This is a genomic window from Brenneria uluponensis, assembly GCF_032395385.1.
GTDB lineage: Bacteria > Pseudomonadota > Gammaproteobacteria > Enterobacterales > Enterobacteriaceae > Prodigiosinella > Prodigiosinella aquatilis.
Genome location: NZ_CP135917.1, coordinates 2,809,092 through 2,830,511, shown reverse-complemented (window position 1 = coordinate 2,830,511; position 21,420 = coordinate 2,809,092). Strand labels below are relative to the sequence as shown.

Sequence of the window (21,420 nt, the reverse complement as noted above, 5' to 3'; positions counted from 1 at the left end):
CAGGCGGTCATGACATACGAGTGTAGCTATTGGTCGCACAATGCGTAGACTAGGCGGCGCATTCAGCGATGAGTGTGAGCACCATGATCGGTTTCTCTTTGTCAACCCGATGAACGCCGGGAGAGATTCTGAACAGTAACGTATTGATTGGCAATGGCTCCCTGCCGGTGCGGGGATGACGGACATCCGATTTTCCCGGTATTCAGAAAAATTTAAATGAATCTACTTAAATCACTGGCTGCGGTCAGTTCTATGACGATGCTCTCGCGTCTGTTGGGTTTTGTGCGGGACGCGATCGTGGCACGGGTGTTTGGTGCCGGTATGGCGACTGACGCCTTTTTTGTGGCGTTTAAACTGCCGAATCTGTTGCGGCGCATTTTTGCTGAGGGGGCGTTTTCCCAGGCGTTTGTCCCGATTCTGGCCGAGTACAAGAGCCAGGAGGGCGAAGAGGCGACCCGCACCTTCCTCGCCTATATCGCCGGGATGTTGACGCTGGTGCTGGCCGGGGTGACGGCAGTGGGGATGCTGGCTGCCCCCTGGGTGATTATGGCCACCGCGCCCGGATTTACCGCCACACCAGAGCGCTTTGCTCTGACGTCGATGCTGTTGCGTATTACTTTCCCCTATATTCTGCTGATTTCCCTCACGTCAATGGCTGGGTCGGTGCTGAATACCTGGAACCGTTTTTCGGTACCGGCGTTTGCGCCGACACTGCTTAATGTCAGCATGATTGGCTTTGCGCTGTTTGCCACGCCGTATTTCCACCCGCCGGTATTGGCGTTGGCATGGGCGGTGCTGGTGGGCGGGTTTTTGCAACTGGGCTATCAACTGCCGCACTTGAAAAAAATCGGCATGTTGGTGCTGCCGCGCCTCAAGTGGCGCGACCCGAGTGTCTGGCGGGTCATGCGGCTGATGGGGCCAGCGATTATCGGGGTGTCTGTTAGCCAGATTTCGTTGATCATCAACACGATCTTTGCTTCTTTCCTCAATCAGGGCGCGATTTCCTGGATGTATTACGCCGATCGCATGATGGAGTTTCCCTCTGGGGTGCTGGGCGTGGCGCTGGGGACGATTCTGCTGCCATCGTTGTCGAAAAGCGTTGCCAGCGGCAATCTGGAGGACTATTCGCGGCTGATGGACTGGGGGCTGCGGCTCTGTTTCCTGCTGGCGTTACCGAGTGCCGTGGCGTTGGGTATTTTGTCCAAGCCGCTGATTGTTTCATTATTCCAGTATGGCCGGTTTAACGCGTTTGATGCGGCCATGACGCAACGTGCCTTGGTGGCTTATTCCGTTGGTCTGATGGGACTGATTTTGGTGAAGGTATTAGTGCCGGGATTTTATGCCCGGCAGGATATCAAGACGCCGGTAAAAATCGCCATTGTGACATTGATTTGTACCCAATTGATGAACCTGGTGTTTATCGGGCCGCTGCAACATGCGGGTCTGGCGTTGTCCATCGGTCTGGCGTCCTGTCTTAATGCCGGGTTGCTGTTCTGGCAATTGCGTAAACAGCAGATCTTTCAGCCACAAGCCGGTTGGCGGCTGTTTCTCATTAAGCTTGTGGTGGCCGTTGTCGTGATGTCGCTGGTGCTGTTGGGGATTTGCGCATGGATGCCTGCCTGGGATATGGGTGGCATGACGTCACGTATTCTGCGGCTGCTGCTGCTGGTCGTGGTCGGGGCGGGGAGTTATTTTGCGACGCTGGCGTTGCTGGGATTCCGTCTGCGGGATTTTGCTCGTCATGGCATGTGAGCGGTTCCTGCCACGGTTGCCATTGATGTCGCACCGTCTGCCATGAGGCGGGGAGCTATCATAATAACCTATTGATTCTCAAAGCAGGCTCCGCCGCCGGAGATGACAGTAAACCGTCATCTCCGGCGTTTTATTCAGATAGTGGCTACATCTTCTCGACAGTCTGGATACCCAGTGTGTCCAGCCCTTGCTTCAGCGTTTTGGCGGTTAACAGTGCCAGCTTCAGACGGCTCTGACGCTCGGCGTCGCTCTGTGCATTCAGGATCGGACAGTGTTCATAGAAACTGGAGAACAGGCAGGCCAGATCGTACAGGTAGCTACACATCACATGCGGCGTACCGTCGCGAGCCACGGTGGTAATGGTTTCCTCAAACTGCAACAACCGGGTTGCCAGCGCTTGTTCACGATCATCGTTCAGCACCACCGGTTGCGTCAGGTCGGCAGCTTCCACCCCGGCACGTTTGAAGATTGACACCACGCGAGTGTAGGCATATTGCATATACGGCGCGGTATTCCCTTCAAACGCCAACATATTGTCCCAGTCGAACACGTAATCAGTGGTGCGGCTCTTGGACAGATCGGCATATTTGACCGCACCAACCGAAACCACCTGCGCCAGTGCCGCCAGTTCGTTACTGTCCATATCCGGATTTTTATCGGCAATCAGTTTTAGCGCACGCTCATAGGCTTCATCCAGCAGATCCGACAGCTTGATGGTGCCGCCAGCACGGGTTTTGAACGGTTTGCCGTCTTTGCCCAGCATCATGCCAAACATATGATGTTCCAGACTGACCGACTCCGGCACATAACCGGCTTTACGCACAATGGTCCAGGCCTGCATCAGATGTTGATGTTGGCGGGAATCGATGTAATACAGCACCCGGTCGGCGCCCAGCGTTTCATAGCGGTACTTGGCGCAGGCGATGTCGGTGGTGGTGTAGAGATAGCCGCCATCCTTTTTCTGGATGATGACGCCCATCGGATCGCCATCCTTGTTTTTATACTCATCAAGGAACACGACGGTGGCGCCTTCACTTTCCACCGCTAACCCTTTGGCTTTCAAATCGGCCACGATATCCGGCAGCATATCGTTATACAGGCTTTCACCCATCACGTCGTTTTGGGTCAACGTGACATTCAGTCGGTCATAATTGCGTTGGTTCTGGCTCATGGTGATATCCACCAGCCGACGCCACATGGTGCGGCAATACTCGTCACCGCCTTGTAATTTCACCACGTAGCCACGGGCCCGCTCGGCGAAGGCGGCATCTCCGTCATAATGCTTTTTCGCTTCGCGATAGAACACTTCCAGATCGGACAGTTCCATTTCGCCCGCATTTTCATTCTGCACTTTTTCCAGATAAGCGATCAGCATACCAAATTGAGTACCCCAGTCGCCGACATGGTTGGCACGAATCACGTGGTGGCCGAGAAATTCCTGAGTGCGTGCTGCGGCATCGCCAATGATGGTGGATCGCAAATGGCCGACGTGCATCTCTTTCGCCACATTCGGTGCTGAATAATCAATGACGATGGTCTGTGGTTCAACCGGCGTGACACCCAGTTTTGGCGCGGTTAACGCGGTTTCCAACTGGCTTGCTAACCATTGGCGATCGAGAAAAATATTGATAAAACCGGGACCGGCAATTTCCGTTTGGGCGGCAATACCATCCAGTGGTAATAACTGCACCACTTTTTCCGCCAACTGGCGTGGTGGCATGCCTAATTTTTTAGCGACGGCCATGACGCCATTCGCCTGATAATCACCAAATTGCGCCTTGGCTGATGGGCGAACCTGTGCTTCGCTATCAGCGGGCGCGCCCGCAGCGATCAATGCCTGACGGACTTTTTCCGAAAGAAGAGCCTGAATATTCACCGGGTTACCTTAAATGACAAATCAAGTTGTTCTTATACCATATTCGGGTTTGTTCGTCAGCAGCACGACGCTGTAGACCCCCCGCAAAACAAGGCGTGGATACCCGCGTGGAGTGGAGAAAATGATGGATGTTGATGAGCCTGATAGGTACATTACGACGGGAAAATAGTGCCAACAAACATGAGGTCATAATGCGCGCACCATCCCATTCGTTGTTACCGCCTAAATTGCTGGACGATTTAGTGCGTTTTGAGCAGGCAGTGCTGGCATTGGCGCAGCGGTTACAACTGGATCTATCGCACTTTCAGGCCGATCATATTGCCTTGCGCTGCCATCAGACTGCGACCGCCGAACGCTGGCGTGAGCAGTTGCTGGCCTGCGGCACGTTGCTGTCAGAGAACATCATCAATCACCGACCTATTTGCCTGTTTATTCTGGCGCAGCCGCTGGTCGTCGGGCCGTGGCGGATGGATTGTGTGGAACTGCCGTGGCCGGGCAACAAACGTTACCCACATGAGGGTTGGGAGCATGTGGAACTGGTGTTGGCGGGCGATCCGGCGACGCTGCATCAGCGGGCGCTGGCCTGTTTACCGGATGCGGCACTTACCACGCCAGGGATAAAACTGAAGTTCAGCGCGCCACAAGGCGAGCGTGAACGGTTACCCAATCCGACGCTGGCGGTTTCCGATGGCATCGTCACCCTTAAATTTCATCCATTTGATATCCGTGACGTTGTCACTAGTGAGCAGAACGGCGCCAGCGGGCCGTCAGCCTAGCTGATTGACACCGGTATTATCTGAAATTGTGTGGCCGGTCATATTCTGTAGCGAATTAGCCCCTTCATTGTGACCTTTGTCTCTCCCGAATTCTTCGTTGAGTGTCATAGTTAGTTGTTTCTCTAAGTAAAACGATTATTTCACAGCATCATTTGCTGTTTTTTCAGTAGATTGAATGGGGGGTGGTGATGGCAAAACTAGAAGTATGCTGCTACAGCATTGACTGTGCGCTAACGGCGGAACAGTCGGGGGCTGATCGGATTGAGTTGTGTTCAGGGCTACGCGACGGTGGCTTGACGCCGAGTTATGGTGTGTTACGTCAGGCCCGAGAGCGGATTTCTATTCCCGTGCATCCAATGGTGCGTCCGCGTGGTGGGGATTTTTGCTACAGCGCGGCGGAATTTGCGTCCATACAATACGATATTGATCACATCCGTGAAATGGGGTTTCCCGGCGTGGTCGTCGGTGTGCTGGATGAAGAAGGACATATTGATTTGCCGCGGATGAAAAAAATAATGTCGCGCTGTGACGGCATGGCCGTGACATTTCATCGGGCGTTCGATATGAGCCTGAACCCACGTCTGGCACTGGATCAACTGACCGACATGGGGGTCGCGCGCATTCTTACTTCCGGTCAGCAGCAAAGCGCAGAAAACGGGTTAATCTTATTAAGGGAACTTAATCAGGCCAGTCGGGGTCCAATTATCATGGCTGGTTCTGGTATTCGATTAACCAACCTGAACAAGTTTCGTCTATGTGGTATTCAGGAGCTGCACAGCTCGGCGGGACAGTGGGTAGCGTCTCCGATGCGTTACCGTAAGGTTGGCGTAACGTTGTGTTCTGACGGTGATGCCGGTATGGATGAACTCCAACACTACTGTGTTGATGGCGATATGGTGGCTGCCATGAAAAGCGCCTTGACTCCGGATAAAGCGTCCTTGCCGGTTTTATAATGATAAATCAAGCACCTGTACGAGTATTTGCCTACAGGTGCGGCTTTTCCCGCGCAGCATGACGTTTAGCGTCTGCTTGCGAGTACCAAGCCCCGGCATGTTGCCGGGGCTTTTTTTCGTCAACAGTCGGCGTGACGCTAATTTCCTGAATTGTTATACGTCTGCATTTTATATTTTATGGTGAGTGTTATGTTGCAGAACCGACTTATCAATAAGGAATCCTGTTATGCGTGGAATCGTTGTGCATCATGAGCATCGCATTGGTTTCATCGTTATCCGCGAGCTTGAGGGCGGGGTCATCGTCGCCCGTTTGAATGGCAACTATGGGGCTGAACGGGGAGATGCTATTACCGGGGATCTGAATGTTACCGGCAATGCAGTATTACTGAACGAAACCAACGGCCAGGAATTATCGGTTGAAATTCAGGATGGCATCGTGACCGAGAAAGACGCTATAGAACTGATTGTCAAAACGGTCAATCGTTAGCGGTATTTCGCGCCCGTCCTCAGAGGCTTCCGGCGGTCGTAATGACAGCCGGAAATCGTCAGGGTTTACGGGCAACAAATACTGCCCGCAGCGGGGCCGGGTAGCCTTCCACTGTGCGGGTCTGATCGGTTGGATCAAGGAAATCCGCCAGCGACTCGGTGATCATCCAGTCGGTACGACGTTGCTCCTGGGGGGTTGTGACGCATTTATCCACCAGGCGCACATCTTCAAAACCGCATTTTTCCAGCCAGGCCATCAATGCGGTCGGCGACGGCAAAAAGTAGACGTTGCGCATCTGAGCGTAGCGTTCGCCCGGCATCAGGACACAGTGTTCATCACCTTCCACCACCAGCGTCTCCAGCACCAGTTCGCCACCGGAAACCAGTTGATTTTTCAACTGCCAGAGGTGATCGAGTGGTGAGCGGCGGTGATACAGCACCCCCATGGAAAATACGGTGTCAAACGCCGCCAGCGACGGGAGCTGTTCTATGCCGAGCGGCAGGACGTGGGCACGTTGATCATCCCCCAGTAGCTTGCGAACCGCTTCAAACTGACACAAAAATAATTGCATCGGATCGATACCGACGGCCAGTTTTGCGCCAGCGCCGACCATGCGCCACAGGTGATAACCACTACCACAGCCAACATCCAGAATCAGCCGATCCTGCAACGGACTGATGTGCGGCAGCACGCGATCCCACTTCCAGTCAGAGCGCCATTCGGTATCGATATTTACGCCATACAGGGAAAATGGACCTTTGCGCCACGGCATCAGGTTACGTAACAGTTTTTCGATGCCTTCACGCTGGCCATCGCTCAGTTCGGGTTGCGTGGTGGCGGTAACACTGTGGATCAAATCCAGTGTGTCGGGTGTCAACATCGGCAGGTGATCGACGGTGTTAAACCACAGTTTGAACTTGCCGTGCAGCGATTCCTGCTGCCAACTGCTGATTTGCGCGGGCAGCGTGTTGAGCCAGTGACTCAGTGGGTTTTTGGCGATCAATTGGTAAAAATTGCCAAAATCAATCATCGACCGTTCTCCGCCTTCATCGCCAGCAGTGAGCCGAAGTTAAAACACTGAAACCAGACTTCACTGTGCTCAAAACCGGCTTGACGCAAACGTGATTTGTGCGTCTCCACCGAGTCCGTCAGCATGACGTTTTCCAGCATGTTGCGTTTCTGACTGATTTCCAGTTCGCTATAGCCATTGGCACGTTTGAAGTCGTGATGCATGTTGAACAGCAGTTCGCCTGTCTTTTCATCCTCAAAGCTGAATTTTTCCGATAGCACCAGCGCGCCGCCGGGTCTCAGCCCCTGATAGATACGCGTTAGCAACGGCAGGCGCGATTCAGGAGAAACAAACTGCAATGTGAAATTGAGTACCACCAGGGACGCGTTTTCAATCACGGTGTCGAGAATATCGGCCTGGCGGATCTCTACCGGTGTTTCTGACCGGAATGCGTCAAGATGACGGCGGCAACGTTCCACCATTGCCGGTGAGTTATCGACGGCGATGATGGTACAGCCGGGAACATGGATATTCCGCCGCATGGAGAGTGTCGCCGCGCCCAGTGAGCAGCCCAGATCGTAGACCTGACTGTCTGGCTGGACAAAACGCTCCGCCAACATACCGATCATGGAGATGATATTGGAATAGCCCGGCACGGAACGCTGAACCATATCCGGGAAAACTTCGGCAACACGTTCATCAAAAGTCCAGTCGCCCAGATTGGCGACGGGAGCAGAAAAAAGTATATCGCGGTTTGACATAGCGGGAAAAACGCACAAATAAACAATAATAGTCGCGTATTCTAGCAGAAAGGGGCGGTAAAGCGGTATTGCGAAAGACGGCAAGGTGCGACCTTACCGTCGGACGGGATTAACGCAGGGTTAGCACCAGTTCCCAGGGCAGATAGTAAAGATTGGCAATCACCATCAGTATCAGTGATAGATACGTAGCGGCCATGCCGTAACGACGCCAGTTGATCTCGCGGTTACGCAAGCCATAATAGTGACACAACCGGCCAAGGATAAGCAGAATGCCACACAGATGGATCATGGCGGTAATCGCGCCATTCATCTCCATCAGTACCAGCAGAATGGCGGCGATAGGAATGTATTCTACCGCGTTGCCATGAACTCTGATCGCTGTTTGCAACTCATAAAAACCCCCATCGCCATAAGCCACACGATATTGCATCCGTAGTTTCACTACATCAATCGATAACTTAATCAACAACAATGCGCCAAGCACTACATAAAGCGCGCTTACCATTTTCTACTCCCTTGCCTGACCAATACGGCTGGCAGAATAATAACGTTTCTGCCACCTGACTGTCGCCTGAAAAGACTTGATTCTTTGTGTGAAATTCGTCTCTCAAAAATTCCCGTTATAAGAAAATGTACTAACAGTCTGGCAATAACGCAAAATCAGAATGGGTTCTCCCTCATTACCGGTACACGTCTAGAAAGAAGCACTCTGTGCCGGAGTTTGATGACAACGTCTATATAGCGGCGATAATGAGAAGATCGTAAAGACGCCGCAAGTCCCTCCCGGCAAGCTCAAGCCGCGCCATCCCTGGCGCGGATGCTTTACTCTTCTCCCTGATTATCAACGCGCTGGCTCTATACATAGATTTGTCAACGGTCTGAGGCATTCTGTGCCGAAGGCGTGTTTATGACCCAACGCAGGAAATACAGCGCTGAATTCAAACCTGAAGCCATTCATTACATTAATCCGCCAACCGGGAAGATAGGTTCTATACTAAGAGTGGTTCTCGGCTTGTTCAGCAAGTTGGTCGAGGCCTGCTCAAGTGGGAACGTGTTTGCCACCGGTAGTACCGAATTCAAGATGAAGTACGCAGTGATATCTTTGATTATTTTGATTATAGAGGGTGACTCCATAATCCTCGGATGCGGCGTAGCGTCGCTGCTCAGGATTTGAAGTTCTCTGTCGTTTTAAAACCGTTCGTGAAAACGGGGTAGAACCTGTTTTACGTTGACTACCTCTGGAGTACATCATGAGTTTAGGATTCATACTGTTGATCGTTCTGGTCCTGATGCTGATCGGTGCCATACCTTCCTGGCCGCATAGCCGCAGCTGGGGTTACTTCCCTAGCGGAGGCTTGGGCTTGGTTCTGCTTATTGTAATCATACTGTTGCTGACGGGTCATCTGTAATGCGACTTGCCCACCCTGAATTCGACTAGCTCTCCATCACTTGACTCATCGAACTGCTGGCATGTTCTGGCTGACGCGCTGCCCGGTCGGAGCGCTGCTGACGCAGGCGATGATCTGCCCTTCGGAATTCAGAACAATCACGTAAGCACTTGCGTTTTTCGTCGGAATATTGAGCGCTGTTTCAAGGTCCGTCTCATCGAGGATCCAGATCTAGTCGTAGTAGAGCGCGCCGGAATTTTTTCCTTGGCGCGCTCTATGGCGGCGGCGTCGTTCATGAAGAACGGCAGATTGATAGCCAGCACGTCGCGGATGCAGATTGACTTCGGATCCAAGTTTTCGCGCAGCGCATTGGCCCATTTTTGCGTGTCTTTGACAGCAGCTTTGCTGGGGTGACGATCAGGATCGTCGGCTGGCAGAATAATAACGTTTCTGCCACCTGACTGTCGCCTGAAAAGACTTGATTCTTTGTGTGAAATTCGTCTCTCAAAAATTCCCGTTATAAGAAAATGTACTAACAGTCTGGCAATAACGCAAAATCAGAACAGCGATGATTGCTGTGGCGACTGAGCAGGCAACATCGTACCGGGCGCGAGAGGCTTCATGACGGTAAGCATTCTCACCAACAGGTTGTCAATTCGATTATATTATCCGACGTCTATCCAGACACCTTTTAAACCCCGATAAGATGTGGTTTCACGCCTTCATTGGTCAAAACCGACGGAATCTGTATTAGTTCAGGCCTGAGATAATACACTTAGATTCAGTTTCAATTTTTTCCGCTGATTTATTTTTTTAGATAATTTATCAATTGAAATCATTGGCGTTGTTCTATGTTTAGTCGACGTTGATTGTTTTTGTGTATTTTATAAACAAAAAATTGATGTATGTTTTTATGTGCACCATTATGTGCACTATTATGTGCACTATTATGTGCACTATTATGTGCTTAATAAAACATATTTTAAGGTGGTCTATGGAACGTATTCTTGCGGAAAAATCAATTAATATCACAGAGTTAAGAAAAAATCCGGCGAAATATTTTATTGATGAACCTGTTGCCGTTCTGTCCAATAACCGTCCCGCTGGCTACATGGTTAGTGCCAAGGTGTTTGAAGAGTTGATCGACTTGTTAGAAAAGAAACCGGGCTGGGTTCATACTGCTGCGCGTTTCAGGCCAACGGCTGAACGTTTAAGTGATATTGCGGATAACGGGCAGCAACTGCTGCAAAACGCTTCTGACAAGGATCTGACTGAGTTCACGGAATGAGTATCAGACTTTTCAAGTCAACGCTGATCCGCCAACAATTAAGCCAGCAATAGCTTGATGATTTGGCGGCGGATTTTCTATCCTATAAAAAGGACGGCGTGTTGCCAGAGACCTTTGGTCGTGACGCACTCTATGATGATGACCACACCTATCCCCTGGTAAAAGAAGAGCGAGTGGCCCATCTCCACCTTGCCGGTGCGGATGCACCTTTTCCTACGTTTTTACGTCAGTTCAAACGAACCAGCGATCAGGCACATTTGGTTTACTGCCAAGGTGCGATGGATCCCGATGCCTACCTGCTGATTATCATTCTGAAACCCGAAGCACACAAAATGGCCCGCAACAATAATCTTATGCACAACATCGGGGTGATGGCCGAAACGTTCAGAATGAAATATTGAGTTGGTCAGAAAACACTCTGTCGGCCAGGGCGGAAAAATCTATGGGCATGTTGATGGCTGAAGCGGAATATTAATTAATACTATCAATATGATAGTAGTCAGGTATTGTCCCTGTTATCGAAAAAAACCGTTTTCGATACTAACGCTTTAAAACAGCGATGATTGCTGTGGCCAGTCAGGGCAAGGGGGTAATCCGGGGATAACGGCACTTAGCCGTGGCCACAACTGTTGCGCCAATGCCGGGGAATCGCCCACATCCGGTGTGTGGATAAACAAGTACGGTGTATGCCGCTGCCATTGGGCCAGCTTGTCAATCCACGGGGCAAACCAGCGCAAATTATCAGCCAAATCTTCATTGCCGATAAAGCGCACTAACGGCTGGTTGGCCGTCAGTACCACATGCAGCGGCACTTTCGGTTTTTTCCGCTGTGCCTCGCGCAGAGACGCACTGTCCGCCACCGCATGGTGTACCGGGCGGCTATCCAGGATAACCCGATTGATACCGCGCTGATGCAAGCCCTGATTAAGACGGCGTTCGTCGTCGCCTTTGGCAAAAAACAGAGGATGGCGGACTTCGACGCCATAGCTGAAGCCGGTGGCGTCAGCGCTGAAACTCTTCGGCAGCGCGGCCATGAATTGCCATAGATCGTCCAGTCGATCCGGGCCAAACGTTGCCGGTAACTGTAACCAGAGCTGGCCGATGCGGGCGGCTAACGGTTCAAGACAATGGAAGAATTGCAATACGTCCTGCTGACAATGGCGCAGGCTGGCCTGATGGCTGATGGTCGCGGGAAATTTAAAACAGAAGCGGAAGTCATCGTGGGTCATGTCACGCCAGCGCAGTACAACATCCGATGATGGCAGGGCATAAAATGTGGTGTTGCCTTCCACGCAGTTAAAATAGCGCGCGTAGTCTGCCAGATCTCGTAATCCCAGCCGTCCCCAGGCGGGATGTTGCCATTGTGGTAATCCGATATACATAGGTTAACCCTGATAAAATAACGTCAGCCCGATAACAAATTCCTTCCATAATAACCTCCATTTTGTTAACCGATAACGCCAACAGTAAAAAAGAGTAGGCGGGACAACACGTAGACCGCTACCATCGTACTTATCGTTGGGGGGAATTTCCTTTATAATGTCCCCCTTTTTTCATCGGACAGTAATCCAGAAAAACTATGCCGTCCGGCAAAACAGACCGCTTTTTCCCATCAGCTATCTGAGTGGGGAAGGCGTGGTAGCAGCGGCTGAGTAAAAGGACATCGTAATGCGTACTGAATATTGTGGGCAGTTGAACTCGGCCCATATGGGCCAGGAAGTGACATTGTGTGGTTGGGTCAACCGTCGCCGTGATCTGGGTGGTTTGATTTTTATTGATATGCGCGACCGTGAAGGTCTGGTTCAGGTATTTTTCGACCCGGATCGTCAGGACGCCTTTAAGTTGGCTTCTGAACTGCGCAATGAATTCTGTATTCAGCTTACTGGTCTGGTACGTGCCCGTCCGGACAGCCAGATTAATAAAGACATGGCTACCGGGGAAGTGGAAGTGCTGGCGACGACGCTGACCATTATCAACCGCGCCGAGCCGCTGCCGCTGGATTCCAATCAGGTCAATACCGAAGAAGCGCGACTGAAATATCGCTATCTGGATCTGCGTCGTCCGGAAATGGCGCAGCGTCTGAAAACCCGCGCCCGTATTACCAGTTTTGTGCGTCGCTTCATGGACGGCCACGGTTTCCTGGATATCGAAACGCCGATGCTGACCAAAGCCACACCGGAAGGCGCGCGTGACTATCTGGTGCCGAGCCGTGTCCACAAAGGCAAGTTTTATGCGCTGCCGCAGTCTCCGCAACTGTTCAAGCAGTTACTGATGATGTCCGGTTTTGACCGCTACTATCAGATAGTCAAATGTTTCCGCGACGAAGACCTGCGTGCCGACCGTCAGCCGGAATTCACCCAGATCGATGTGGAAACCTCATTTATGACCGCGCCGCAGGTGCGTGAAGTGATGGAAAAACTGGCGCGTGAATTGTGGCTGGAAATCAAAGGCGTGGAACTGGGTGACTTCCCGGTGATGACGTTTGCTGAAGCCATGCGCCGTTTCGGTTCCGACAAACCAGACCTGCGTAACCCGCTGGAACTGGTGGATGTGGCTGATCTGCTGAAAGACGTTGAATTCAAAGTCTTCTCCGGCCCGGCTAACGATCCTAAAGGCCGCGTGGCCGCTATTCGCGTACCTGGCGGGGCGGGACTCAGCCGTAAGCAGATTGATGAATATGCCAAGTTTATTGAAATCTATGGCGCCCGAGGGCTGGCCTACATCAAAGTCAATGAGCGGGCCAAGGGGCTGGAGGGTATACAAAGCCCGGTGGCCAAGTTCCTGACCAATGACATCCTGAGCGCGCTGTTGGATCGCACGGCGGCGACGGATGGTGACATCCTGTTCTTTGGCGCCGACAGTGCCAGCATTGTCACCGACGCGCTGGGCGCACTACGTCTGAAACTGGGTCGCGACCTGAAACTGACCGATGAAAATAGCTGGCAACCGTTGTGGGTGATTGACTTCCCGATGTTTGAGGATGACGGTGAGGGTGGTCTGACGGCTATGCACCATCCGTTCACCGCGCCGCGTGACATGACGCCGGCAGCGCTGGAAGCCAACCCGGTGTCCGCCATTGCCAATGCCTATGACATGGTGTTGAACGGTTACGAAGTGGGTGGTGGTTCCGTGCGTATTCATAATGGTGATATGCAACAGACGGTGTTCCGTATTTTGGGTATCAACGAGCAGGAACAGCGTGAGAAGTTCGGTTTTCTGCTGGATGCACTGAAATTCGGTACGCCGCCGCACGCCGGTCTGGCTTTTGGCCTGGATCGTCTGGTGATGCTGCTGACCGGCACCGATAATATCCGTGATGTGATTGCCTTCCCGAAAACCACGGCGGCGGCTTGTCTGATGACGGAAGCCCCGAGCTTTGCCAATTCGGCGGCACTGGAAGAGCTTTCCATTGCAGTGGTGGGTAAAGGGAAATCCGCACAGGATGCGAAGGACGCAGAGAAAAGCAGAGAACAGCTATGACATACAAGCGACCCGTTTCGGTGCTGGTAGTGATTTATGCTGCTGATACCGGACGGGTGCTGATGCTTCAACGACGCGACGATCCTGATTTCTGGCAGTCGGTGACCGGCAGTCTGGAAGAAGGTGAAAGTGCGTGGTTTACCGCACAGCGTGAAGTTAAGGAAGAGGTTAACATTGATATCGCCGCAGAGTCGCTATCGTTGATCGATTGCCAGCGCTGTGTGGAATTTGAGATATTTGCTTATCTGAGACGTCGCTATGCCCCGGGGGTGACGCACAACACAGAATCCTGGTTCTGTCTGGCGTTGCCCAAAGAGCGTGAGGTGGAGCTAACCGAACATCTGGCTTACCAGTGGCTTGATGCCCCCAGTGCCGCGCAGCTCACCAAGTCGTGGAGCAACCGGCAGGCGATTGAAGAATTTGTTATTTATCCGGCCTGAACAGGCTTTTTTCGGAGATTTTTATGGCAGGTCATAGTAAGTGGGCCAACACCAAGCATCGTAAAGCAGCACAGGATTCCAAACGCGGTAAGATTTTCACCAAAATTATCCGTGAACTGGTCACCGCCGCCAGACTGGGCGGGGGTGATCCCGGAGCCAACCCGCGTCTGCGTGCCGCTGTCGACAAAGCGCTGTCCAATAATATGACACGCGATACCCTGAACCGCGCTATTGCCCGTGGTGTAGGGGGCGATGATGATGCCAATATGGAAACTATCATTTATGAAGGTTACGGCCCCGGCGGCACTGCCGTGATGGTGGAGTGTCTGAGCGACAACCGTAATCGTACGGTTTCCGAAGTTCGCCACGCCTTTAGCAAAAGCGGCGGCAACCTGGGAACGGATGGCTCGGTTGCCTATCTGTTCACCAAGAAGGGCGTCATTTCCTATGCGCCGGGTCTGGATGAAGATACGGTGATGGATGCGGCGCTGGAAGCAGGTGCTGACGATATCGTGACGTATGATGATGGCGCTATTGATGTCTTCACACCGTGGGAAACATTCGGTCAGGTGAAAGATGCGCTGGATGCGGCTGGTCTGGTGGCAGAATCCGCCGAGGTATCAATGGTCGCGTCCACCAGCGCGGATATGGATGCAGAAACCGCACCGAAACTGATGCGCTTGATCGATATGCTGGAAGACTGCGACGACGTGCAGGAGGTTTACCACAACGGTGAGATCTCCGACGAGGTGGCGGCATTGCTGTGATGGCATTGCCACATGGCATCAATCAGTGGCCGGGGAGTAACTGATGACAATTATTCTGGGCATCGACCCCGGTTCCCGTGTCACCGGTTACGGTATCGTCCAGCAACGGGGCAGGCAGCTCAGTTATATCGGTAGCGGTTGCATCCGCACTGTGGTGGACGATCTCCCCAGCCGTCTGAAGCTGATCTTTGCCGGCGTCAGTGAGATCATTACCCAGTTTCATCCCGACTGTCTGGCGATAGAGCAGGTGTTTATGGCCAAGAATGCGGACTCGGCGCTTAAACTGGGACAGGCGCGCGGCGCGGCTATTGTGGCGGGCGTAAATCAGGATCTGCCGGTGTTCGAGTATGCGGCGCGTCAGGTAAAACAGACCGTGGTCGGTACCGGTGCCGCCGACAAAAAGCAGGTGCAACACATGGTACGCGTGCTGTTGAAGTTACCCGCCAGCCCGCAATCGGACGCGGCCGACGCGCTGGCCATTGCCATCACGCACTGTCATTTCAGCCAGAATCTTACTCATATCAGTGCCGATAAGCTTACGATGGCCCGCGGGCGTCTTCGCTGATTGGCGTGTGATATTTTACTGCCTTTCCTGACCGAAGCGCTGTTTTTACCAGGAAAGGCAGCCCACCCCTTGTTCTGAGCCGCTTTCCGTTATCCGGTTCAACTCTCGCTGTTGAACAATGACATCTTCGCCTTTGGGCAAGCACATCCGTCATAATTAGCCTTCCTTTGATCTGTGATAACACAGTGATGTATGAACAATTTATAAAATCTCATACTCGCAATGAACCCGACGGTGATCGCCCGCCGGACTGACAAAAGGTTTTCACATGCTGTCTTCGCTTTTCAGGGACAATCCACGCTCGATGGTGATGCTGGGCGGTCTGGTGATGGTTAACGCGTTGGTATGGCTGCTGGCATGGAGTCTGTTTCATGAACATGGCGCCTTGATGGCGACCAGTTTGCTGGCCTGGTGCTTCGGACTGCGCCATGCGGTGGATGCGGACCATATCGCCGCCATCGATAATGTCACCCGGAAAATGATGCAAGAGGGGAAACGGCCGCTGAGTGTCGGGACCTGGTTTTCGCTGGGACATTCCACCATCGTTATTCTGGCGTCACTGGCGCTGGCCGCCACCGCGACGGCGCTGCGGGATGATATGGCCTGGTTTCATGAAGTGGGGGGCGTCATCGGCACTCTGGTTTCAGCCGGGTTCCTGTTGTTGATGGCATTGGTGAATCTGGTGATTCTGCGCGATGTCTGGAAACGTTTTCAACTGTTCAAACAAGGGAAGGGCGAGGCGCCTGGTCAGATGGACGATATTCCCGCGTCAGGGGTGATGGGCTGGATTTTCCGTTCAACATTCCGTCTGGTGCGCAAAAGCTGGCACATGTATCTGGTTGGTCTGCTGTTCGGACTGGGATTTGATACTGCCACCGAAATTGGCGTATTAGGTATCTCGGCGGCCGGCGCTTCACAGGGCATGTCAATCTGGTCGATCATGATTTTTCCGGCGTTGTTTACCTGCGGCATGGCACTGGTGGATACACTGGATAATGTGGTGATGGTCGGCGCTTATGGCTGGGCGTTCAGTAAACCGCAGCGCAAGCTCTACTACAATATGACCATTACGGCGACGTCGGTAGTGGTGGCGGTTTTTATCGGTGGTATGGAAGCGCTGGGACTACTGGCGGACAAACTTGACCTGCATGCCGGGCTGTGGGGCGTGGTCGAGGCCTTCAATGCGCAACTCGGTAACGCCGGATTCTATGTCGTGGCGCTGTTTGTCGCCTGCTGGGTGATTTCGCTGTGCAACTACCGCTGGAAAAATTACGACGCCCTGCATAACCCGACAGCAGAACCCAGCCGTCAGGGGTGACGAACCGCGATTCTTCACTGATATCTCCGGTATTTTATGGTGGTCATACCGATGCCGGAGACTTTCCTTTTATTCTCAACAATATCTGGATATGCATCCAGCTTTTTTGTATCAGATATTTTTTTGTGTTATAAGCTATACGCCTTGTTCCCGGTTAGTCCCATAAGGAAAACAACACGTGATAGGTCGTATCAGAGGCATCGTTCTGGAGAAACAACCACCGCAGGTATTGATTGAAGCCAACGGTGTGGGCTATGAAGTCCATATGCCGATGACCTGTTTTTACGAACTGCCAGATCTTGGCCAGGAAGCGGTGATCTTCACCCATTTTGTGGTGCGGGAAGATGCGCAACTGCTGTTTGGGTTCAATAACAAGCAGGAGCGTTCACTGTTCCGCGAGCTGATCAAGGTTAACGGTGTGGGGCCGAAACTGGCACTGGCGATTTTGTCCGGCATGTCGGCGCAGCAGTTTGTCAGCGCGGTGGAGCGTCAGGAAATTGGTGTCCTGATCAAACTGCCAGGCGTAGGTAAAAAAACTGCGGAGCGGCTGGTGGTGGAAATGAAAGACCGCTTCAAGGGGCTGAATGGTGATCTGTTCAATTCACCGGGTAGCATGGCCTTGCCACCGTTAACGCCAGTGAGTGAACCGGTAGCGGATCCACTGGCAGAAGCGGAAGCCGCGCTGGTATCACTGGGCTATAAACCGCAGGAAGCCAGCCGTATGATAAGCAAGGTATCCCGTCCGGATTCTACCTGCGAAACCCTGATCAGGGACGCGTTACGCGCGGTACTGTGAGGTATTCATGATTGAAGCTGATCGTTTGATTGCGCCGATTGTTGTTGAAGAGGAAGAGATCTTCGACCGGGCTATCCGGCCTAAACTGTTGTCGGAGTACGTCGGACAGCCGAAAGTCCGTGAGCAGATGGATATATTTATTCAGGCGGCGCGCAAGCGTGGTGACGCGTTGGATCATCTGCTGATTTTCGGCCCGCCGGGGCTGGGTAAAACCACACTGGCCAATATTGTCGCGAACGAAATGGGGGTCAATTTGCGTACCACATCCGGCCCGGTGCTGGAGAAAGCGGGTGACCTGGCGGCGTTGCTGACCAATCTCGAACCCCACGACGTGCTGTTTATTGATGAAATTCACCGTCTATCGCCAGTAGTAGAAGAAGTGCTTTATCCGGCTATGGAAGATTATCAGTTGGATATCATGATTGGCGAAGGACCGGCGGCGCGCTCCATCAAACTGGATTTACCTCCGTTTACGCTAATTGGTGCGACCACCCGTGCCGGGTCGCTGACCTCTCCGCTGCGTGACCGTTTCGGGATCGTGCAGCGTCTGGAGTTTTATCAGGTCGCGGACTTGCAGCATATTGTCAGCCGTAGCGCACTGTGTCTGGGGCTGGAGATGACGGAAGATGGCGCACTGGAATTGGCTCGTCGTTCCCGCGGTACGCCACGTATCGCCAACCGGCTGTTGCGCCGGGTACGTGACTTTTCTGAAGTGAAATCGGATGGCACGATTACGCTGGAAGTGGCAGTTCAGGCGATGGATATGCTGGCGGTAGATATTGAAGGATTTGATTTTATGGACCGCAAACTGCTGTTGGCTGTGATCGATAAATTTATGGGTGGGCCGGTAGGGTTGGATAACCTGGCAGCGGCCATCGGTGAAGAGCGTGAAACCATTGAAGATGTGCTGGAGCCTTATCTGATTCAGCAAGGCTTTTTGCAACGGACACCGCGTGGGCGTATCGCCACTCAGCACGCTTACCGTCATTTTGGCCTGAGTCGCGAGGAGTAATGGCCTCGCCACTTGCCTTGATTCGGCCATCCGTACTATCTGTTACTCGTGCATGTTATTCGAACATGTTATTCGGACTACCGCCGCATCCGTCACCGTGGTTATCCCCGTCGAAACGGGGATCCTACTCATTGTTGATGCAGACAGGTTGCGTTACGCGGCCTGCTTCTTTAGCAGACTCAGCATAAACAGCAGTGATGCGCACAATACAACCGACGGGCCGGCCGGTGTATTGAGATCGGCAGAAACCGCCAGTCCACCCGTTACCGCCAGAATCCCGATAATCACCGCTACTCCGGCCATTTGTTCCGGCGTGCGGGCAAAGCGACGAGCAGTGGCGGCAGGGATGATTAACAGCGAAGTAATAATCAGCGCCCCAACAAATTTCATCGCCAACCCAATGGTTAATGCGGTTATCAACATCAATAACAGTTTGGTGCGTTGCAGATGGATACCATCGACATGGGCCAGTTCCGGGCTGATGGTCATGGATAACAGCGCGCGCCATTGCCAGCACAGAACTATGACCACCAGCACGATACCAGGGCCAATCAGCAGTAAATCGCCAGTGGTAACGGAAAGCAGATCACCAAACAAGTAGGCCATCAGATCCACGCGAACATTATTCATCAGGCTGACCACCACCAACCCCAGCGACAGCGCACTGTGGGCCATAATGCCCAACAAGGTATCAATCGCCAGATTAGGGCGTTGTTCTAACCAGACCAACCCCAGCGACAATACCAGTGTGACAGCGAGCACCGCATAAAACAGATTCACATCCAGCAGCAGACCCAGTGCGACGCCCAGTAATGACGCGTGTGCCAGCGTATCGCCAAAATAGGACATTCGACGCCAGACAACGAACGACCCCAGCGGGCCTGCCGCTATGGCCAGAAAAACCCCCGCCAGCCAACCGGGAAACAACAGCTCAATCATTTGTCGTTCCCATCCTGTTTTTTCAAAATAACGCGTCCATTCAAGTCATGCCGGTGGTTATGGTGGTGACGATAGATAGCCAGTTGTTCCGCGCCGCGCTGACCGAACATCGCCAGAAATTCCGGATGCAGGGAAACCACTTCAGGCGTTCCAGAACAGCAGACATGTTGATTAAGGCACAATACCTCATCGGTCTTGGCCATAACCAGATGTAAATCGTGAGAAACCATCAGTACGCCGCAGTTAAGCTCTTGTCGCAACTGGTTAATCAGTTCATACAGTGCCAATTGACCATTGACGTCGACACCCTGGGTGGGTTCGTCCAGCACCAATAACTGCGGATTGGTGAGAATGGCGCGGGCCAGCAGGACACGCTGGTTTTCCCCGCCAGAGAGTTTTTGCATCGGTTGGTCCAGCAGATGTCCGGCCTGGACGCGTTTAAGCGCCGGCATAATATCCTGCTTTTTTACGCCGGGGCGCAGCTGCATAAAGCGGCTGACGGTCAACGGCAGTGTGGCGTCCAGATGCAATTTTTGCGGCACGTAACCGATACGCAGATTCGGGACACGCTGAATATTGCCATTATCGGGAGAGAGTAAACCCAGAACCACCCGCACCAGTGTTGATTTTCCGGCACCGTTCGGACCGAGCAGGGTTAAAATCCGCCCTGCCTGAAGGGTGAGGGAAATATCGGTCAACACGCGCCGATTGCCAAATTGCACAGAAATATTATCAAGCGTGACCAGAGTAGACATATAACTCAGTTTGAAAGTACTTTATGGCGTTATAATATAACGAAATTCATGTTGAAATCGATGGAAGACTTGCTATGCCCACGCATCACTTAAATAACTGGCTGAAATCTGTACTGACTGCCAGCGTGCTTTTGACGTCCGTTGCGTCAATACCCGTGGCCTCAGCCGCCGTACTGACATCAATTCGCCCACTGGGATTTATCGCCGCCGCGATTGCGGATGGCGTCACGCCGGTAGATATCTTGTTGCCCGATGGCGCATCGCCCCACGATTATGCTCTGCGCCCGTCTGATGTCCAGCATTTACGGTCTGCGGATTTGGTGATTTGGATCGGTCCTGACATGGAGGCGTTTCTGGCTAAACCACTACAGCAGGTCGCCGCAGCCAGGCAGATTTCACTGGCGGATGTGCCGGCCATCAAGGCTGAATTGTTGAAAGCGCCACTGGATCACGAGCATGAAATGACAGCGAATTCTGCACATGATGCCACCGCGGAGGCGGAAGATGATGATGGCGACGGGCACCATCACGGGGATATCAACATGCATATCTGGATGTCGCCAGTGATAGCAAAAGCCGCCGCTGTCGCTATACATGATAAATTATTGGAACTTATGCCACAGAATAGAGACAAATTAGACGGCAATCTGCGTTATTTCACTGAGAAACTTGCACAAACGGATAAAAATATTGGTAATATGCTGTCGCCTGTGCAAGGGAAAGGCTATTTCGTGTTTCATGATGCCTACGGCTATTTTGAAAAACACTATGGATTAAAGCCACTTGGTCATTTTACGATCAACCCGGCCATCCAGCCTGGTGCGCAGCGTTTACATCAAATACGAACTCAGTTGGTTGAGCATAAGGCCGTTTGCGTTTTTGCTGAGCCACAATTCAGGCCAGCAGTTATTGATGCTGTCGCTAAGGGAACGGGTGTGCGTATCGGCGTACTCGATCCATTGGGAAGCAACGTCGCTCTGGATAAAGACAGCTACACGCATTTTCTGCTGAAATTGTCTAACGAATATCTGAGCTGCCTGGAGAAAAAATAATGAGGA

At 52.5% G+C, this 21,420-nt stretch carries 22 protein-coding genes; 15 read left to right on the top strand and 7 right to left on the bottom strand.

Going from position 1 to position 21,420, the window contains the following annotated elements:
* The first annotated feature begins 216 nt into the window (after positions 1 to 216).
* A complete protein-coding gene (gene murJ, locus RS889_RS13245; protein ID WP_315707616.1) occupies positions 217 to 1,752 on the top strand; it encodes a murein biosynthesis integral membrane protein MurJ in 1,536 nt (511 codons plus the stop codon).
* A 145-nt stretch (positions 1,753 to 1,897) separates the two neighbouring features.
* Here the strand turns inward: murJ and argS are convergent, their stop codons facing one another.
* Positions 1,898 to 3,628, bottom strand: a complete 1,731-nt coding sequence (gene argS / locus RS889_RS13240; RefSeq protein WP_315707615.1) for an arginine--tRNA ligase — start codon at positions 3,626 to 3,628, stop codon at positions 1,898 to 1,900.
* 191 nt (positions 3,629 to 3,819) lie between these two features.
* Between argS and RS889_RS13235 the strand changes: the two genes are divergently transcribed.
* The 3 genes from RS889_RS13235 (at position 3,820) to RS889_RS13225 (ending at position 5,844) form a co-directional block, all read left to right on the top strand.
* Positions 3,820 to 4,404 (top strand): VOC family protein, encoded by a 585-nt coding sequence (locus tag RS889_RS13235; protein WP_315707614.1) that lies wholly within the window; start codon positions 3,820 to 3,822, stop codon positions 4,402 to 4,404.
* Between the two features lie 188 nt (positions 4,405 to 4,592).
* Entirely contained in the window at positions 4,593 to 5,357 is a 765-nt protein-coding gene (cutC, locus tag RS889_RS13230) for a copper homeostasis protein CutC (RefSeq protein WP_315707613.1), read from the top strand.
* Between the two features lie 226 nt (positions 5,358 to 5,583).
* Positions 5,584 to 5,844: a hypothetical protein gene (locus RS889_RS13225; protein WP_315707612.1), complete on the top strand. Its 261-nt coding sequence runs from the start codon at positions 5,584 to 5,586 to the stop codon at positions 5,842 to 5,844.
* 58 nt (positions 5,845 to 5,902) lie between these two features.
* Here the strand turns inward: RS889_RS13225 and cmoB are convergent, their stop codons facing one another.
* From cmoB to RS889_RS13210, 3 genes are all read right to left on the bottom strand, one after another.
* Positions 5,903 to 6,874, bottom strand: coding sequence for a tRNA 5-methoxyuridine(34)/uridine 5-oxyacetic acid(34) synthase CmoB (gene cmoB, locus RS889_RS13220; protein WP_315707611.1), 972 nt, complete (start codon positions 6,872 to 6,874; stop codon positions 5,903 to 5,905).
* Positions 6,871 to 7,614: a carboxy-S-adenosyl-L-methionine synthase CmoA gene (cmoA, locus tag RS889_RS13215; RefSeq protein ID WP_315707610.1), complete on the bottom strand. Its 744-nt coding sequence runs from the start codon at positions 7,612 to 7,614 to the stop codon at positions 6,871 to 6,873. The genes cmoB and cmoA overlap by 4 nt, the downstream gene beginning before the upstream one ends.
* 109 nt (positions 7,615 to 7,723) lie before the next feature.
* Positions 7,724 to 8,119 (bottom strand): MAPEG family protein, encoded by a 396-nt coding sequence (locus RS889_RS13210; RefSeq protein WP_315707609.1) that lies wholly within the window; start codon positions 8,117 to 8,119, stop codon positions 7,724 to 7,726.
* Positions 8,120 to 8,864: 745 nt separating this feature from the next.
* On the opposite strand from RS889_RS13210, the gene RS889_RS13205 reads away from it, so the two are divergent.
* The 3 genes from RS889_RS13205 (at position 8,865) to RS889_RS13195 (ending at position 10,691) form a co-directional block, all read left to right on the top strand.
* Complete coding sequence (locus tag RS889_RS13205; RefSeq protein ID WP_315707608.1) at positions 8,865 to 9,023, top strand: DUF3309 family protein; 159 nt, start codon at positions 8,865 to 8,867, stop codon at positions 9,021 to 9,023.
* Positions 9,024 to 9,996: 973 nt separating this feature from the next.
* The gene (yafN, locus tag RS889_RS13200) at positions 9,997 to 10,290 is read left to right on the top strand and encodes a type I toxin-antitoxin system antitoxin YafN (RefSeq protein ID WP_290182652.1); all 294 of its coding nucleotides are present in this window, start codon (positions 9,997 to 9,999) and stop codon (positions 10,288 to 10,290) included.
* 62 nt (positions 10,291 to 10,352) lie between these two features.
* The gene (locus RS889_RS13195) at positions 10,353 to 10,691 is read left to right on the top strand and encodes a type II toxin-antitoxin system YafO family toxin (protein ID WP_315707607.1); all 339 of its coding nucleotides are present in this window, start codon (positions 10,353 to 10,355) and stop codon (positions 10,689 to 10,691) included.
* A gap of 147 nt (positions 10,692 to 10,838) precedes the next feature.
* On the opposite strand, the gene RS889_RS13190 is transcribed toward RS889_RS13195, so the two are convergent.
* On the bottom strand, positions 10,839 to 11,672 hold the full coding sequence (locus RS889_RS13190) for a DUF72 domain-containing protein (RefSeq protein ID WP_315707606.1): 834 nt from the start codon (positions 11,670 to 11,672) through the stop codon (positions 10,839 to 10,841).
* 286 nt (positions 11,673 to 11,958) lie between these two features.
* Between RS889_RS13190 and aspS the strand changes: the two genes are divergently transcribed.
* The 7 genes from aspS to ruvB all read left to right on the top strand — a co-directional run bounded on the left by aspS (position 11,959) and on the right by ruvB (position 18,668).
* Positions 11,959 to 13,770 (top strand): aspartate--tRNA ligase, encoded by a 1,812-nt coding sequence (aspS, locus tag RS889_RS13185; RefSeq protein WP_315707605.1) that lies wholly within the window; start codon positions 11,959 to 11,961, stop codon positions 13,768 to 13,770.
* Positions 13,767 to 14,210, top strand: coding sequence for a dihydroneopterin triphosphate diphosphatase (nudB, locus tag RS889_RS13180; protein WP_315707604.1), 444 nt, complete (start codon positions 13,767 to 13,769; stop codon positions 14,208 to 14,210). The genes aspS and nudB overlap by 4 nt, the downstream gene beginning before the upstream one ends.
* Positions 14,211 to 14,233: 23 nt before the next feature.
* A complete protein-coding gene (locus RS889_RS13175; RefSeq protein WP_290182659.1) occupies positions 14,234 to 14,977 on the top strand; it encodes a YebC/PmpR family DNA-binding transcriptional regulator in 744 nt (247 codons plus the stop codon).
* Between the two features lie 43 nt (positions 14,978 to 15,020).
* Positions 15,021 to 15,542 carry a crossover junction endodeoxyribonuclease RuvC gene (gene ruvC / locus RS889_RS13170; protein ID WP_315707603.1) on the top strand — a complete coding sequence of 174 codons (522 nt, stop codon included), beginning with the start codon at positions 15,021 to 15,023 and terminating at the stop codon, positions 15,540 to 15,542.
* 268 nt (positions 15,543 to 15,810) lie between these two features.
* Positions 15,811 to 16,860 (top strand): HoxN/HupN/NixA family nickel/cobalt transporter, encoded by a 1,050-nt coding sequence (locus tag RS889_RS13165; protein ID WP_315707602.1) that lies wholly within the window; start codon positions 15,811 to 15,813, stop codon positions 16,858 to 16,860.
* A 178-nt stretch (positions 16,861 to 17,038) separates the two neighbouring features.
* Positions 17,039 to 17,656, top strand: coding sequence for a Holliday junction branch migration protein RuvA (gene ruvA, locus RS889_RS13160; RefSeq protein WP_315707601.1), 618 nt, complete (start codon positions 17,039 to 17,041; stop codon positions 17,654 to 17,656).
* Positions 17,657 to 17,663: 7 nt separating this feature from the next.
* Positions 17,664 to 18,668, top strand: a complete 1,005-nt coding sequence (gene ruvB, locus RS889_RS13155; RefSeq protein ID WP_315707600.1) for a Holliday junction branch migration DNA helicase RuvB — start codon at positions 17,664 to 17,666, stop codon at positions 18,666 to 18,668.
* Positions 18,669 to 18,821: 153 nt separating this feature from the next.
* On the opposite strand, the gene znuB is transcribed toward ruvB, so the two are convergent.
* Both znuB and znuC read right to left on the bottom strand, forming a co-directional pair.
* Positions 18,822 to 19,607: a zinc ABC transporter permease subunit ZnuB gene (gene znuB / locus RS889_RS13150; RefSeq protein WP_315707599.1), complete on the bottom strand. Its 786-nt coding sequence runs from the start codon at positions 19,605 to 19,607 to the stop codon at positions 18,822 to 18,824.
* Positions 19,604 to 20,362, bottom strand: a complete 759-nt coding sequence (gene znuC, locus RS889_RS13145; protein ID WP_315707598.1) for a zinc ABC transporter ATP-binding protein ZnuC — start codon at positions 20,360 to 20,362, stop codon at positions 19,604 to 19,606. Before znuC ends, znuB begins: the two co-directional genes overlap by 4 nt.
* 74 nt (positions 20,363 to 20,436) lie before the next feature.
* Here znuC and znuA point away from each other — a divergent pair, with 74 nt between their 5' ends.
* Positions 20,437 to 21,414 carry a zinc ABC transporter substrate-binding protein ZnuA gene (gene znuA, locus RS889_RS13140; RefSeq protein ID WP_315707597.1) on the top strand — a complete coding sequence of 326 codons (978 nt, stop codon included), beginning with the start codon at positions 20,437 to 20,439 and terminating at the stop codon, positions 21,412 to 21,414.
* Positions 21,415 to 21,420 lie beyond the last annotated feature (6 nt).

What these genes read in the sequence shown, in the direction of transcription:
- RS889_RS13210 (WP_315707609.1), bottom strand. Translation starts at nt 8,119, where the DNA reads ATGGTAAGCGCGCTTTATGTAGTGCTTGGCGCATTGTTGTTGATTAAG.
- ruvB (WP_315707600.1), top strand. Translation starts at nt 17,664, where the DNA reads ATGATTGAAGCTGATCGTTTGATTGCGCCGATTGTTGTTGAAGAGGAA.
- znuB (WP_315707599.1), bottom strand. Translation starts at nt 19,607, where the DNA reads ATGATTGAGCTGTTGTTTCCCGGTTGGCTGGCGGGGGTTTTTCTGGCC.
- RS889_RS13205 (WP_315707608.1), top strand. Translation starts at nt 8,865, where the DNA reads ATGAGTTTAGGATTCATACTGTTGATCGTTCTGGTCCTGATGCTGATC.
- RS889_RS13165 (WP_315707602.1), top strand. Translation starts at nt 15,811, where the DNA reads ATGCTGTCTTCGCTTTTCAGGGACAATCCACGCTCGATGGTGATGCTG.
- cmoB (WP_315707611.1), bottom strand. Translation starts at nt 6,874, where the DNA reads ATGATTGATTTTGGCAATTTTTACCAATTGATCGCCAAAAACCCACTG.
- RS889_RS13225 (WP_315707612.1), top strand. Translation starts at nt 5,584, where the DNA reads ATGCGTGGAATCGTTGTGCATCATGAGCATCGCATTGGTTTCATCGTT.
- aspS (WP_315707605.1), top strand. Translation starts at nt 11,959, where the DNA reads ATGCGTACTGAATATTGTGGGCAGTTGAACTCGGCCCATATGGGCCAG.
- murJ (WP_315707616.1), top strand. Translation starts at nt 217, where the DNA reads ATGAATCTACTTAAATCACTGGCTGCGGTCAGTTCTATGACGATGCTC.
- RS889_RS13190 (WP_315707606.1), bottom strand. Translation starts at nt 11,672, where the DNA reads ATGTATATCGGATTACCACAATGGCAACATCCCGCCTGGGGACGGCTG.
- cutC (WP_315707613.1), top strand. Translation starts at nt 4,593, where the DNA reads ATGGCAAAACTAGAAGTATGCTGCTACAGCATTGACTGTGCGCTAACG.
- znuC (WP_315707598.1), bottom strand. Translation starts at nt 20,362, where the DNA reads ATGTCTACTCTGGTCACGCTTGATAATATTTCTGTGCAATTTGGCAAT.
- yafN (WP_290182652.1), top strand. Translation starts at nt 9,997, where the DNA reads ATGGAACGTATTCTTGCGGAAAAATCAATTAATATCACAGAGTTAAGA.
- RS889_RS13235 (WP_315707614.1), top strand. Translation starts at nt 3,820, where the DNA reads ATGCGCGCACCATCCCATTCGTTGTTACCGCCTAAATTGCTGGACGAT.
- ruvC (WP_315707603.1), top strand. Translation starts at nt 15,021, where the DNA reads ATGACAATTATTCTGGGCATCGACCCCGGTTCCCGTGTCACCGGTTAC.
- RS889_RS13175 (WP_290182659.1), top strand. Translation starts at nt 14,234, where the DNA reads ATGGCAGGTCATAGTAAGTGGGCCAACACCAAGCATCGTAAAGCAGCA.
- cmoA (WP_315707610.1), bottom strand. Translation starts at nt 7,614, where the DNA reads ATGTCAAACCGCGATATACTTTTTTCTGCTCCCGTCGCCAATCTGGGC.
- nudB (WP_315707604.1), top strand. Translation starts at nt 13,767, where the DNA reads ATGACATACAAGCGACCCGTTTCGGTGCTGGTAGTGATTTATGCTGCT.
- znuA (WP_315707597.1), top strand. Translation starts at nt 20,437, where the DNA reads ATGCCCACGCATCACTTAAATAACTGGCTGAAATCTGTACTGACTGCC.